Genomic DNA, 13,197 nt, shown 5'->3' with positions numbered 1-13,197 from the left:
CCGTAGGCCTGATAAGGCGCATTAGCGCCGCCATCAGGCGTTTTGCCGGATGGCGCCACGCTTATCCGGCCTACGGGGTGCATCATGGCAACGCATTTAAATCCACCACAAGAAGCCTCATATATGAAGAATGCGACGTTCTATCTTCTGGACAATGACACTACCGTCAACGGTTTAAGCGCCGTTGAACAACTGGTGTGTGAAATTGCCGCAGAACGTTGGCGCGCCGGCAAGCGCGTGCTGATCGCCTGCGAAGATGAGAAGCAGGCCATTCGGCTGGATGAAGCGCTGTGGGCGAGACCGGCGGAAAGTTTTGTCCCGCACAATCTGGCAGGCGAAGGCCCACGCGGCGGCGCGCCGGTTGAAATTGCCTGGCCGCAAAAACGCAACAGCAGCCCGCGCGATATTTTAATCAGCCTGCGTACAAGCTTTGCAGATTTTGCCACCGCTTTCACAGAAGTGGTAGACTTCGTCCCTTACGAAGAAACTTTGAAACAACTGGCGCGCGAACGCTACAAAGCCTACCGCGTGGCTGGTTTTAACCTGAATACGGCAACCTGGAAATAATGGAAAAGACATATAACCCCCAAGATATCGAACAGCCGCTTTACGAGCACTGGGAAAAGCAGGGCTATTTCAAGCCTAACGGCGACGAAAGCAAAGAGTCCTTCTGCATCATGATCCCGCCGCCGAACGTCACCGGCAGTTTGCATATGGGACATGCTTTCCAGCAAACCATCATGGATACCATGATCCGTTACCAGCGTATGCAGGGTAAAAACACCCTGTGGCAGGTCGGCACCGACCACGCCGGGATCGCGACCCAGATGGTGGTTGAGCGTAAGATTGCCGCTGAAGAAGGTAAAACCCGTCACGACTACGGCCGCGATGCGTTTATCGACAAAATCTGGCAGTGGAAAGCGGAATCCGGCGGCACCATTACCCGTCAGATGCGCCGTCTCGGCAACTCCGTTGACTGGGAGCGCGAGCGCTTCACCATGGACGAAGGTCTTTCCAATGCCGTGAAAGAAGTTTTCGTTCGCCTGTACAAAGAAGACCTGATTTACCGTGGCAAACGCCTGGTGAACTGGGACCCGAAACTGCGTACCGCCATCTCTGACCTGGAAGTGGAAAACCGCGAGTCCAAAGGCTCGATGTGGCACATCCGCTATCCGCTGGCCGATGGCGCGAAAACCGCAGACGGTAAAGATTACCTGGTCGTCGCCACCACCCGTCCGGAAACCGTACTGGGCGATACGGGCGTGGCCGTGAACCCGGAAGATCCGCGTTATAAAGATCTGATTGGCAAATTCGTTATTCTGCCGCTGGTTAACCGCCGCATTCCAATCGTTGGCGACGAACATGCCGATATGGAAAAAGGCACCGGCTGCGTGAAGATCACCCCGGCGCACGACTTTAACGACTATGAGGTCGGGAAACGTCATGCCCTGCCGATGATCAACATCCTGACCTTTGACGGCGACATCCGCGAAAGCGCGGAAGTGTTCGATACCAAAGGTGAAGAGTCTGACGTTTATTCCAGCGAGATTCCGGCTGAGTTCCAGAAGCTGGAACGCTTTGCTGCCCGTAAGGCCATCGTCGCTGCGGTTGACGCGCTCGGCCTGCTGGAAGAAATTAAACCGCACGATCTGACCGTCCCTTACGGCGACCGTGGCGGCGTGGTTATCGAACCGATGCTAACCGACCAGTGGTACGTCCGTGCTGACGTGCTGGCGAAACCGGCGGTGGAAGCGGTTGAGAACGGCGACATCCAGTTCGTGCCGAAGCAGTACGAAAACATGTACTTCTCCTGGATGCGTGATATCCAGGACTGGTGTATCTCTCGTCAGCTGTGGTGGGGTCACCGTATCCCGGCATGGTATGACAACGACGGTAACGTCTACGTTGGCCGTACCGAAGACGAAGTGCGTCAGGAAAATAACCTCGGCGCCGACGTTGCGCTTCGTCAGGACGAAGACGTTCTCGATACCTGGTTCTCCTCCGCGCTGTGGACTTTCTCCACCCTCGGCTGGCCGGAAAACACCGACGCCCTGCGTCAGTTCCACCCCACCAGCGTGATGGTGTCCGGCTTCGATATCATCTTCTTCTGGATTGCCCGCATGATCATGATGACCATGCACTTCATCAAAGATGAAAACGGCAAGCCGCAGGTGCCGTTCCATACCGTCTATATGACCGGTCTGATTCGCGACGACGAAGGCCAGAAGATGTCCAAATCCAAGGGTAACGTTATCGACCCGCTGGATATGGTGGACGGCATCTCCCTGCCGGAACTGCTGGAAAAACGCACCGGCAATATGATGCAGCCGCAGATGGCGGAGAAAATTCGCAAGCGTACCGAGAAGCAGTTTCCGAACGGCATTGAGCCGCACGGCACCGACGCCCTGCGCTTTACCCTGGCGGCGCTGGCCTCGACCGGCCGCGACATCAACTGGGATATGAAGCGTCTGGAAGGTTACCGTAACTTCTGTAACAAGCTGTGGAACGCCAGCCGCTTTGTGCTGATGAACACCGAAGAGCAGGATTGCGGCTTCAACGGCGGCGAAATGACTCTGTCGCTGGCGGACCGCTGGATCCTGGCGGAATTCAACCAGACCGTTAAAGCCTACCGCGAAGCACTGGATAGCTTCCGCTTCGATATCGCCGCAGGCATCCTGTACGAGTTCACCTGGAACCAGTTCTGCGACTGGTATCTGGAGCTGACCAAGCCGGTAATGAACGGTGGCACCGAAGCCGAACTGCGCGGCACCCGCCATACGCTGGTCACCGTACTGGAAGGTCTGCTGCGCCTGGCGCACCCGATCATTCCGTTCATCACCGAAACCATCTGGCAGCGCGTGAAGGTTATCTGTGGCATTACCGCCGATACCATTATGCTGCAGCCGTTCCCGGAATATAACGCCGCACAGGTGGATGAAGCCGCGCTGGCCGATACCGAGTGGCTGAAGCAGGCGATCGTCGCGGTACGTAACATTCGTGCGGAAATGAACATCGCCCCGGGCAAACCGCTGGAACTGCTGCTGCGCGGCTGTAGTGAAGAAGCCGTTCGTCGTGTTAACGACAACCGTAGCTTCCTGCAAACCCTGGCGCGTCTGGAAAGCATCACCGTGCTGCCAGCCGATGACAAAGGTCCGGTTTCCGTGACCAAAATCATCGACGGCGCCGAACTGCTGATCCCGATGGCTGGCCTCATCAACAAAGACGATGAGCTGGCGCGTCTGGCGAAAGAAGTGGCGAAAATCGAAGGCGAGATTGCCCGTATCGAAGGCAAACTGTCCAACGAAGGTTTCGTCGCCCGTGCGCCGGAAGCGGTGATTGCCAAAGAGCGTGAGAAGCTGGACGGTTACGCAGAAGCCAAAGCGAAACTGATTGAGCAGCAGGCGGTTATTAGCGCGCTGTAATCTGAAAGCCTGATGGCGCTTCGCTTACCAGGCCTACACGTTCGCTTATTGACATGGCGCGATCGGTAGGCCGGATAAGGCATTCACGCCGCCATCCGACAACATGAATTATGGGCCGACGTAAACGTCGGCCTTTTTACATCAGATAAACGGGAAGTAAGGCATGATGCCACGAGAAATCCACATTAGCGGGCTGTTTTCCAGCGGCTTCTCATCATTGGTTAACTCAAGCGAATCCAGATCGCCCTGGACCTGTGTATTCTGCGCCAGCCAGCTCACCAGCCAAATTTTCAACCACGGATAAGCCAGCCCTAAGGTCACGCCGGAAATCACAAACACCACCAGTAACCGCCACAGCATACCGTGTGCAGTGACAGAGGAATGAAAACGAATCGAATCGTTCGCCAGTGACAAATTGTTTAAAAACAGGTTGCGTAACGCCACATATAAGTAACTGGTTACCACAATAATCGCGAGAAAATAGAGGAAATAACATGCCATTATCTGGCCATAATATTGCAGAATAAGCGCCCCTCCTGCCTGCGCATTCCCCATCATACTCAAAAGAATCATGTCGGTGAACACCGGCGCGATTAGATAACCAATCACGACAGCAAAAGGGAAAAGGGTCAACATTGCCAACACGCACCCTCTGATGCACGTTTTAACATTAACCTGAATCGAGAAACGATGAATGCCAAAGTTTGCGCCATTGCCAAACAAGGTCATCCATTTGCTGTAGGTAATACCGTTAATGACCCCTATCCCAATAATAGCCAGCAAACCGAGAAAAACGATATTGAACACTAAACCGCCGACGGCGATGGTTACCAGTGAGATAATGTAAAGAACAATATAAAGCGCCACCATCAGGAGTACCGGGAGAGCGAACATGTACCACCATGCGCGCCGCATGGAACACTGGAATCCAAAATGTACGCCATTAAGCGAAGTCATCATCGCCTGATACTGTAATCCTTTCACCGCCATAAAAGGAATAATCGCAATTAATAAGCCGAATAGCGTAAAACCGAGACCGGGATGACCGTGTTCAATAAGAGAGAGGCTAACAATATAAATAATAAAAACTAACAACACACTAATAAATAATGCGCCGCCCGTGGCTTTGTAAGCAAAAGGCTGATTGTTTAGCGTCATATTAGTATAAATATAACGTCGACATTTCACCATCGCCCACGGCGCATAGATTCCAAACGTGATACACGTCAACAAGAAATTCACAAGGCAAATAACAAAATACTTTCCGCCCTTGCCTGTAAACACCAACGTGTGATTATGGTTATCTTTACTACTGATAACGTTATTCATGAATCATATCCCTGAATTACAATCTATTAGAATTAATAATAAAAACCAGTAAATTGTTACTGATTTGACTACGATACTATTTTTGTTTAATTTTTCCGCCTTTTATTTTGTCTGATTCAGGATCTCCTTGCGCGTAACTCAAGACGGTGGTATTAAAGTAATCTATAAATAAATTTTAAAAATTGAGCCATATTATGAATAATGTCGCCTCGCCAACGCTCACGGTGCGCCGAATCACTACCGCTGACAATGCCGCTATTGCCCGTGTCATCCGTCAGGTTTCAGCGGAATACGGACTTACCGCCGATAAAGGTTATACCGTTGCCGACCCCAATCTGGATGAACTGTATCAGGTTTATAGCCAACCGGGCGCGGCCTACTGGGTGGTAGAGCAAAACGGTTGTGTGGTGGGCGGCGGCGGCGTGGCGCCGTTATCCTGTAGCGAACCAGACATTTGTGAACTGCAAAAAATGTATTTTTTACCGGTGATTCGTGGTCAGGGGCTGGCGAAAAAGCTGGCGCTGATGGCGCTGGATCATGCCCGTGAACAGGGTTTTAAACGCTGCTATCTGGAAACAACGGCTTTTTTACGCGAGGCGATTGCGCTATACGAACGTTTAGGATTTGAACATATTAGCGAACCGCTCGGCTGCACCGGACATGTCGATTGCGAAGTGAGGATGTTAAAGGATCTCTGAAAACCAGGCGTTTATTTATCCTCGCCAGGTATTATTTTTGCTGATATAAGTAATCCCGGAAACATCCTGTTATCCGGGAATCACTTATTATTCAAGGAAGTTATAAATGAAACGCCTATTATCAGCAATTGTTTTCCCCGCTATGTTTATTAGTATCTCTAATGTATATGCATTAGATATACAGCCCGGCGAATGGAAAATGGAAAATATAGAAATGCGCACCATCAATCCAGATACAAAAGAAGTATTAATGGATGAAAAAAATTCGGGCATAGCGACGCTTATGTGTTACACCCCTAAAATGTCTGAAGATTCTAAGAAAATGGTGAAGGGTTTTTCTACCAGTGCAGGCGGTTGCACGACAACATTTGTAGAAAGTACGGATACCAAACTGATCAATGAGACTGTCTGTAATAATCCTGATGTCAAATCGCACTCTATTGTAGAAACGACGAAAATAAGCGATACAGAATTTGCGATGACCATGAAATCGGATGTCGATGCAGGAGGTAATAAAACAACCTCCATCAACAAAATTAAACAAACCTTTGTTGGCAAGACCTGCTCTGAAGCGTCAAAAGGCGTGAAACAGTAAGTATTTCAACACAAGAACCCGTAGTGATGATGCAAAAATGGCATTGTTCACGGTCACCTTTCGGGAATATAACACTGAGTGAGTTCTTTTTGCCTGCCGCAGTGCAGGCTTTACTCAGGACAGAATATCATGAAAATGACTTTTTCTGCTCGCCAGCAGTTTGATGCCGGGCGGATGACCACGCAGGTGGCGACAGCGTAAAAGATAAAAACGCTAATCTTTAATTTTACCCTTTATCCGGCGGCTGGCACGCCGCTATGAAAACGAAACTCGCGGTCTGGCGACAAGATAAGGTCAGCTTCCACCTCGCCAAAATAGCGCACGCGCGCAGAAATGTCCTCGGCGGAAATCTGCTGCGCCAGCGCCAGGTAATCCTGATAATGCCGCGCTTCGGAGCGCAGAAGCGAGAGATAAAACGTCTGTAAATCCTCATCCAGCCAGGGCGCCAGAGCGGCAAAACGTTCGCAGGAGCGGGCTTCGATATACGCCCCGATCAATTAAGGTGAGCGGTTCGTGCGTGCGTACCGCTTTCAACATTCCTTTCGCGTAGCGGCTGGCGGTGATTTTCACATAAGGAATGTTTCTGGCCTGCATGACCTCGCGTACCTGCCAAAAATGGTGCAACTCCTCTTTAATCAATAACACCATACGGTCGATCAGCTGACGCCCCCAGGGGTCATCAGTTTGCGGCATGGCGCTTTTGCTAATCTGTCTATGCAGGGCAACAAAATCCGGCTCCGGCCCCTGACGAAACGCGAACGCCTCGTAAGGTTGCAGCCAGGCGAGCAGCGCGTCAGCGCCCGATTTATCGGCGACATATTTACGCACCAACAGCAACGCGGTTTGCGCAGCCTTCAGTTCGCAGATCAAGTGATCGGTAAGCAGAAGAGGAAGATTTTGCGGATCGCGGGCCTGGACAATCCACGCCTGCGGCGTCGGGCAATGCAGGAAATTAAGCACCGGAGAGAGTATTTGCGGGTAATTCATACGTAACCTGTTAAAAAAATACGACAGCAGACGCTGCCGTACCGTCATACTATACAGCTTTAGTGACGCACGCCGTCGTCATCTTCATCGACATAATCGTCGTCGTCACCCTCTTCGCCATTAGGGTCTTCGAAATAGGTTCCCCAGCCGTCGTATTCGACATCATATTTTTCCGCCAGGTTCATCAGTTGCTCAACCTGAGCGTCGATGAGTTCGGCGTTCAACGCGCACTCGCTGAGGATGTCGCAACAAATAACCGTATCGCCCTCTTCCACTTCCAGCTCTTCCGGCTCCGTCACTTCATAGCCGAGTTTAAAGGCTTCTACCGCGGCTTTTTCCAACGTTTCGAAATCGTCAGCGGAAAGGTGATGCTCGATAGTGTACAGCGCATCCGGATCGCTGCCGTCCTCAAGTAACTCTTCAATAATTAACCGCGTTTCTTCACGCTGCTCTTCCAGTAATTCCTGGTTTGCCATAGCTCGTTCCTCATAGATGTCCTGCCGATACTCTTATTGTCACATACCGCCGACGTTGCCTCCACCTTATCGAGAAAAGTTTTATCAAACAGGGTTGCAAATGAATAATCATCCATATAAAGTGAATTTTAATTCAATGAGAGGCCTAAGCCATGTGAGGGAAGTATGTCTACGTTTTACCAAAAACCTTTTTTAAAGTTACTTGATTTCACCGCCAGCGAACTCACTGCTCTGTTGCAGCTTGCCGCCAAACTGAAAGCCGATAAGAAAAACGGTAAAGAAGAACAAAAGCTGGTGGGTAAGAATATTGCGCTCATCTTCGAAAAAGACTCGACCCGGACACGATGCTCTTTCGAAGTTGCCGCATACGATCAGGGGGCGCGCGTGACGTACCTGGGTTCCAGCGGGAGCCAGATCGGCCATAAAGAGTCCATCAAAGATACTGCCCGCGTCCTGGGCCGAATGTTTGACGGTATTCAGTATCGAGGATATGGCCAGGAGATCGTCGAAACGCTGGCTGAATATTCCGGTGTGCCGGTATGGAACGGTTTAACCGATGAGTATCACCCAACGCAATTACTGGCGGATCTGCTCACCATGCAGGAACATCTGCCGGGTAAAGCCTTTAACGAGATGACGTTGGTCTATGCCGGAGACGCGCGTAATAACATGGGTAACTCCATGCTGGAAGCCGCCGCGTTAACAGGATTGGATCTCCGTCTGGTCGCGCCAAAAGCCTGCTGGCCGCAAGCCGCGTTAGTGGCGGAGTGCAGCGCCATGGCGAAAAAGAACGGCGGCGCCATCACCCTGACCGAAGATATCGCCTCGGGCGTAAAAGGCGCGGATTTTATCTATACCGATGTTTGGGTCTCTATGGGCGAACCCAAAGAGAAATGGGCGGAGCGTATTGCCCTGCTGCGTGATTATCAGGTCAACAGCCAGATGATGGCGTTAACCGGCAATCCGCAGGTTAAGTTCCTGCATTGTCTGCCTGCGTTCCATGATGACGAAACCACGCTCGGCAAAAAAATGGCCGAAGAGTACGGTTTACATGGCGGGATGGAAGTGACCGACGAGGTTTTTGAGTCTGCGGCCAGCATTGTCTTTGATGAAGCGGAAAACCGCATGCATACCATCAAAGCAGTAATGGTAGCGACGCTGTCTAAATAATGTCGTGATGATGCCGGATGGCGGTTGGCCTACAAGATCGCAACGTGCAGGCGCCGCCATCCGGCACAAAATATTACGCCATCAGCATTTTCACAACCGCTTTACGTACCCGCGCCGGTTCTCCCACCGCGCACAGGGGCTTATGCACTTCGCCGGGATAAAACACCACAAAGTCACCTTCGTTCAGGACGACGGTTTTCTCGTCGACGCTCGTCGGTAAAAATGCAATGTCTTTATCCGCCAGCCAGTCCGTGTGCGGCGTTCCCGCAGGCCGGGTACTGAATGCCATCCCTTCCTGACCTTGTAGCACAATCTGAATATCAAGATAACGAGCGTGGTACTCTGCGCTACGCGATTCGCCCGGCTCCGTCATATTTTCAGAAATCATATAAAACAGCCTGTCGCCGTCAATGTCATACTTACCTGGCGCGGTCGTTGCCGTGACATGCGCATTGACGTGCTCAATCGCCTGCCGTAACGCCGTCGGCAGCCAGGCCTCCAGATGTTCAATATTGCCAACAATCATCGCATCCCCTTAGTTAAAACAGCGTTTTATTTTTCTCTTTATACGAGAAAAATGGCTGCCATACTACCCTTACTCTCATCGATTTTGCGCCAGCGCATGTTTATCGCCAGCGGTGTTTATATATTGTTAATAGTTTACCCAACTTTATGCAGCACCTATGCATAAACCCCAGCGGCGCCAAATTGCCACCACTAACAACGCTTTGATATTAAAGGCGTTAACATAAAAACGTTTTAGCGATCACAATTCGCTCTCCCTGCATAAATGACTTCTCTATCCATAGTTATTTTTAAATTATTTAAATATCCCCGATAATAAAATCCCCCTCACGCATAGTTATGCAACCATTAAAAATAATCACTTTATTTTCAATAATTTAAGATTTAAACATCATTCAATACAGCAAACAAATAATTAACAATAAAAAAATAACAAACCATATAGCTGCGTAGTAATTCATTTAATGCCTTATTGTTTTTTGAATTTCTCTGACCCGGCTCATATATTAAGTAAGAAAAATAGCACTCCTTGATTGATGTGAATCTCATCACATTAACAACCCAAATAAAATTCAATCATTGCTCCCGAATTTAACTGAAACGCCGCGACTGCAAGCACGCTAAATATTTGCAGCCACTCCTTCTTTATTCTTGAAATTATGTAAAAGGTATAATGATGGAAAAGCATTTTGTCGGTTCTGAAATCGGTCAATTACGCAGCGTAATGTTGCATCGGCCCAATCTCAGCCTAAAAAGACTTACCCCTTCAAATTGTCAGGAATTACTTTTTGACGATGTATTATCCGTAGAGCGCGCTGGCGAAGAGCATGACATTTTTGCCAACACGCTGCGCCAGCAAGGGATAGAAGTGTTGCTGTTAACCGACCTGCTCACCCAAACGCTGGATGTGGCTGACGCTAAAGCCTGGCTACTGGACACGCAAATTTCCGATTATCGCCTTGGGCCCACCTTTGCCGCAGATATTCGCGCCTGGCTGGCGGATATGCCGCACCGTGAACTGGCTCGCCATTTAAGCGGCGGTTTAACTTACGGCGAAATCCCCGCCTCCATAAAAAATATGGTGGTCGATACTCACGATATTAATGACTTTATTATGAAGCCATTACCGAATCACCTATTTACCCGTGACACGTCCTGCTGGATATATAACGGCGTCTCAATTAACCCCATGGCGAAACCTGCACGCCAACGTGAAACGAATAATTTACGTGCTATTTATCGCTGGCATCCTCAATTCGCAGGCGGTGATTTCATTAAATATTTCGGCGACGAGGACATTAATTACGACCACGCCACTTTAGAGGGCGGCGATGTGCTGGTGATTGGCCGCGGCGCGGTGTTGATCGGTATGTCTGAACGTACTACGCCGCAGGGCGTCGAGTTCCTGGCGCAGGCATTGTTTAAACATCGTCAGGCGGAACGCGTCATTGCCGTTGAACTGCCAAAACATCGCTCCTGTATGCACCTTGACACCGTCATGACCCACATTGATATCGACACCTTCTCCGTCTATCCGGAAGTCGTTCGCCCGGACGTTCAGTGCTGGACGCTGACGCCAGACGGACGCGGCGGTCTGAAACGAACCCAGGAGAGCACGCTGGTTCATGCTCTTGAAACAGCGCTTGGCATCGATCAGGTGCGCTTAATCACCACTGGCGGCGACGCATTTGAAGCTGAGCGCGAACAGTGGAATGACGCCAATAACGTGCTCACCCTGCGTCCCGGCGTGGTGGTGGGCTATGAGCGCAACATCTGGACCAACGAAAAATACGACAAAGCCGGCATTACCGTCCTTCCCATTCCCGGCGATGAACTGGGTCGCGGGCGCGGGGGCGCACGCTGCATGAGCTGTCCACTGGAACGCGATGGTATCTAAAGGAGACGTTATGGAAAACAAACGCACACTGGTCGTCGCGCTGGGCGGCAATGCGCTGCTCAAACGCGGCGAACCGCTGGAGGCTGATATTCAGCGTAAAAATATCGAACTGGCGGCCAGAACCATCGCCCAGCTTACGCGGCAATGGCGCGTGGTGTTAGTGCACGGCAACGGCCCACAGGTAGGACTGCTGGCGCTACAAAATAGCGCCTACGCTAACGTTACGCCCTACCCGCTCGATATTCTCGGTGCGGAAAGCCAGGGCATGATTGGCTACATGCTGCAACAGGCGCTGAAGAATCATCTGCCGGAGCGTGAAATCAGCGTCCTGCTCACCCAGGTCGAAGTCGATGCCAACGACCCGGCATTCCTCAATCCAACCAAATATATCGGACCGATTTACGACGAAGCGCAGGCCCGTGCGTTACAGGCAGAAAAGGGCTGGGTATTCAAAGCCGACGGTAACGCCTTCCGCCGCGTTGTGCCCTCCCCGCAGCCGAAACGCATTGTGGAAAACGATGCCATCCGCGCGCTGATTAGCCGCGATCACCTGGTTATCTGTAACGGCGGCGGCGGCGTGCCGGTCGTGGAAAAAGCCGATGGCTACCACGGTATCGAGGCGGTGATCGACAAAGATCTGTCCGCCGCCCTGCTTGCCAGCCAAATTCACGCCGACGCGCTGCTCATTCTGACCGATGCCGACGCGGTGTATCTCGACTGGGGCAAGCCCACCCAACGCCCGCTGGCGCAGGTTACGCCGGAGCTGCTTCGTGAAATGCAGTTCGACGCCGGTTCGATGGGCCCGAAAGTGACCGCCTGCGCTGAGTTTGTCAGCCATTGCCGCGGCATTGCCGGAATCGGCTCGCTGGCGGATGGGCAAGCCATTCTCGCGGGCGAGAAAGGTACTTTGATTCGGTGTGAAACCGCCGACGTTGACGCATAAGGCTTTTTACCGGATGGCGGCTTCCGCCTTATTCGGCCTACAGAGCGCGCATAACCGTGGGCCGGATAAGCGCAGCGCCATCAGGCAATTCATTTTAACAAGGATATTGTAATGGTTATTTCACTGAAAAATCGTAACTTTTTGAAGCTGCTTGACTACACCCCGGCGGAAATCCAACACCTCATCGATCTGGCTATTGAGCTGAAAGCCGCCAAAAAAGCCGGATGCGAAAAGCAAACACTGATCGGCAAAAATATCGCGCTGATTTTTGAAAAAACCTCTACCCGCACCCGATGCGCGTTTGAAGTCGCCGCGTTCGACCAGGGCGCGCAGGTGACTTATCTCGGCCCAAGCGGCTCGCAGATCGGCCATAAAGAGTCCATGAAAGATACTGCTCGCGTCCTGGGGCGGATGTATGACGGCATCGAATATCGCGGTTTTGGTCAACACATTGTGGAAGAACTAGGGGAATACGCGGGCGTTCCCGTCTGGAACGGCCTGACCGATGAATTTCACCCCACACAGATCCTGGCCGATCTGATGACCATGCTGGAACACGCGCCGGGTAAAACGCTGCCGGAACTGAGCTTCGCCTACCTGGGCGACGCGCGCAACAACATGGGCAACTCGCTGATGGTGGGCGCGGCGAAGATGGGCATGGATATCCGCCTGATAGCGCCAAAGTCCTTCTGGCCTGATGCCGCGCTGGTCGCGCAGTGCCGGGAAATCGCCAGCGTTACCGGCGCTCGTATCACCTTAACGGAGAGCGTTGAAGATGGCGTTCACGGTGTGGATTTCCTCTATACCGACGTCTGGGTCTCGATGGGAGAGCCCAAAGAAGCCTGGGCGGAGCGCGTCAGTCTGATGACGCCATATCAGGTCAACCAGCAGGTGGTAAACGCTACCGGTAATCCTGATGTGAAGTTTATGCACTGCCTGCCCGCCTTCCATAACGAGCACACCAAAGTGGGACGCGAAATCGAAATGGCTTACGGCCTGAAAGGACTGGAGGTCACGGAAGAGGTGTTCGAGTCCGCAGGCTCGATAGTCTTCGATGAAGCGGAAAACCGGATGCATACCATCAAAGCGGTCATGGTGGCGACGCTCGGCGACTAATCCCACAGGATATGCGCCCTCGCGGCGCATATCCGTGAT

General features: G+C 51.6%; 11 protein-coding genes and 1 pseudogene. 8 read left to right on the top strand and 4 right to left on the bottom strand.

What is annotated here, in order from left to right; all coding sequences use genetic code 11:
• Positions 1-123: 123 nt before the first annotated feature.
• The gene (gene holC, locus EOS97_RS12935; protein WP_001523689.1) at positions 124-567 is read left to right on the top strand and encodes a DNA polymerase III subunit chi; all 444 of its coding nucleotides are present in this window, start codon (positions 124-126) and stop codon (positions 565-567) included.
• On the top strand, positions 567-3,422 hold the full coding sequence (locus EOS97_RS12930; protein WP_000416332.1) for a valine--tRNA ligase: 2,856 nt from the start codon (positions 567-569) through the stop codon (positions 3,420-3,422). The genes holC and EOS97_RS12930 overlap by 1 nt, the downstream gene beginning before the upstream one ends.
• Positions 3,423-3,563: 141 nt before the next feature.
• On the opposite strand, the gene EOS97_RS12925 is transcribed toward EOS97_RS12930, so the two are convergent.
• Positions 3,564-4,751 carry a YjgN family protein gene (locus EOS97_RS12925; RefSeq protein ID WP_001066968.1) on the bottom strand — a complete coding sequence of 396 codons (1,188 nt, stop codon included), beginning with the start codon at positions 4,749-4,751 and terminating at the stop codon, positions 3,564-3,566.
• Between the two features lie 194 nt (positions 4,752-4,945).
• Between EOS97_RS12925 and EOS97_RS12920 the strand changes: the two genes are divergently transcribed.
• Both EOS97_RS12920 and EOS97_RS12915 read left to right on the top strand, forming a co-directional pair.
• Positions 4,946-5,449 (top strand): GNAT family N-acetyltransferase, encoded by a 504-nt coding sequence (locus EOS97_RS12920; RefSeq protein WP_001519079.1) that lies wholly within the window; start codon positions 4,946-4,948, stop codon positions 5,447-5,449.
• A gap of 106 nt (positions 5,450-5,555) precedes the next feature.
• Complete coding sequence (locus EOS97_RS12915) at positions 5,556-6,044, top strand: DUF3617 domain-containing protein (protein ID WP_000826193.1); 489 nt, start codon at positions 5,556-5,558, stop codon at positions 6,042-6,044.
• Positions 6,045-6,277: 233 nt separating this feature from the next.
• Here the strand turns inward: EOS97_RS12915 and miaE are convergent.
• Positions 6,278-7,079, bottom strand: a pseudogene (miaE, locus tag EOS97_RS12910) (tRNA isopentenyl-2-thiomethyl-A-37 hydroxylase MiaE).
• A gap of 11 nt (positions 7,080-7,090) precedes the next feature.
• Complete coding sequence (rraB, locus tag EOS97_RS12905) at positions 7,091-7,507, bottom strand: ribonuclease E inhibitor RraB (protein ID WP_000013206.1); 417 nt, start codon at positions 7,505-7,507, stop codon at positions 7,091-7,093.
• A 165-nt stretch (positions 7,508-7,672) separates the two neighbouring features.
• On the opposite strand from rraB, the gene argF (EOS97_RS12900) reads away from it, so the two are divergent.
• Positions 7,673-8,677 carry an ornithine carbamoyltransferase gene (gene argF, locus EOS97_RS12900; RefSeq protein WP_000103041.1) on the top strand — a complete coding sequence of 335 codons (1,005 nt, stop codon included), beginning with the start codon at positions 7,673-7,675 and terminating at the stop codon, positions 8,675-8,677.
• Between the two features lie 73 nt (positions 8,678-8,750).
• Here the strand turns inward: argF (EOS97_RS12900) and EOS97_RS12895 are convergent, their stop codons facing one another.
• Positions 8,751-9,203, bottom strand: coding sequence for a YhcH/YjgK/YiaL family protein (locus EOS97_RS12895; RefSeq protein WP_000635207.1), 453 nt, complete (start codon positions 9,201-9,203; stop codon positions 8,751-8,753).
• 675 nt (positions 9,204-9,878) lie between these two features.
• Here EOS97_RS12895 and arcA point away from each other — a divergent pair.
• The 3 genes from arcA to argF (EOS97_RS12870) all read left to right on the top strand — a co-directional run bounded on the left by arcA (position 9,879) and on the right by argF (EOS97_RS12870) (position 13,158).
• Positions 9,879-11,099: an arginine deiminase gene (gene arcA / locus EOS97_RS12880; RefSeq protein ID WP_000410846.1), complete on the top strand. Its 1,221-nt coding sequence runs from the start codon at positions 9,879-9,881 to the stop codon at positions 11,097-11,099.
• A 10-nt stretch (positions 11,100-11,109) separates the two neighbouring features.
• Positions 11,110-12,042 carry a carbamate kinase gene (gene arcC / locus EOS97_RS12875; protein WP_000428751.1) on the top strand — a complete coding sequence of 311 codons (933 nt, stop codon included), beginning with the start codon at positions 11,110-11,112 and terminating at the stop codon, positions 12,040-12,042.
• 111 nt (positions 12,043-12,153) lie between these two features.
• Positions 12,154-13,158, top strand: coding sequence for an ornithine carbamoyltransferase (argF, locus tag EOS97_RS12870; RefSeq protein ID WP_000237031.1), 1,005 nt, complete (start codon positions 12,154-12,156; stop codon positions 13,156-13,158).
• The last annotated feature ends 39 nt before the right edge of the window (positions 13,159-13,197 follow it).

Source organism: Salmonella sp. SSDFZ54 (assembly GCF_004010735.1).
GTDB lineage: Bacteria > Pseudomonadota > Gammaproteobacteria > Enterobacterales > Enterobacteriaceae > Salmonella > Salmonella enterica.
The sequence above is the reverse complement of the archived record's forward strand: the minus strand, read 5'-3'. Positions and strand labels throughout refer to the sequence as shown.

What these genes read in the sequence shown, in the direction of transcription:
- arcC (WP_000428751.1), top strand. Translation starts at nt 11,110, where the DNA reads ATGGAAAACAAACGCACACTGGTCGTCGCGCTGGGCGGCAATGCGCTG.
- argF (WP_000237031.1), top strand. Translation starts at nt 12,154, where the DNA reads ATGGTTATTTCACTGAAAAATCGTAACTTTTTGAAGCTGCTTGACTAC.
- EOS97_RS12920 (WP_001519079.1), top strand. Translation starts at nt 4,946, where the DNA reads ATGAATAATGTCGCCTCGCCAACGCTCACGGTGCGCCGAATCACTACC.
- EOS97_RS12915 (WP_000826193.1), top strand. Translation starts at nt 5,556, where the DNA reads ATGAAACGCCTATTATCAGCAATTGTTTTCCCCGCTATGTTTATTAGT.
- rraB (WP_000013206.1), bottom strand. Translation starts at nt 7,507, where the DNA reads ATGGCAAACCAGGAATTACTGGAAGAGCAGCGTGAAGAAACGCGGTTA.
- EOS97_RS12895 (WP_000635207.1), bottom strand. Translation starts at nt 9,203, where the DNA reads ATGATTGTTGGCAATATTGAACATCTGGAGGCCTGGCTGCCGACGGCG.
- arcA (WP_000410846.1), top strand. Translation starts at nt 9,879, where the DNA reads ATGGAAAAGCATTTTGTCGGTTCTGAAATCGGTCAATTACGCAGCGTA.
- EOS97_RS12925 (WP_001066968.1), bottom strand. Translation starts at nt 4,751, where the DNA reads ATGAATAACGTTATCAGTAGTAAAGATAACCATAATCACACGTTGGTG.
- holC (WP_001523689.1), top strand. Translation starts at nt 124, where the DNA reads ATGAAGAATGCGACGTTCTATCTTCTGGACAATGACACTACCGTCAAC.
- EOS97_RS12930 (WP_000416332.1), top strand. Translation starts at nt 567, where the DNA reads ATGGAAAAGACATATAACCCCCAAGATATCGAACAGCCGCTTTACGAG.
- argF (WP_000103041.1), top strand. Translation starts at nt 7,673, where the DNA reads ATGTCTACGTTTTACCAAAAACCTTTTTTAAAGTTACTTGATTTCACC.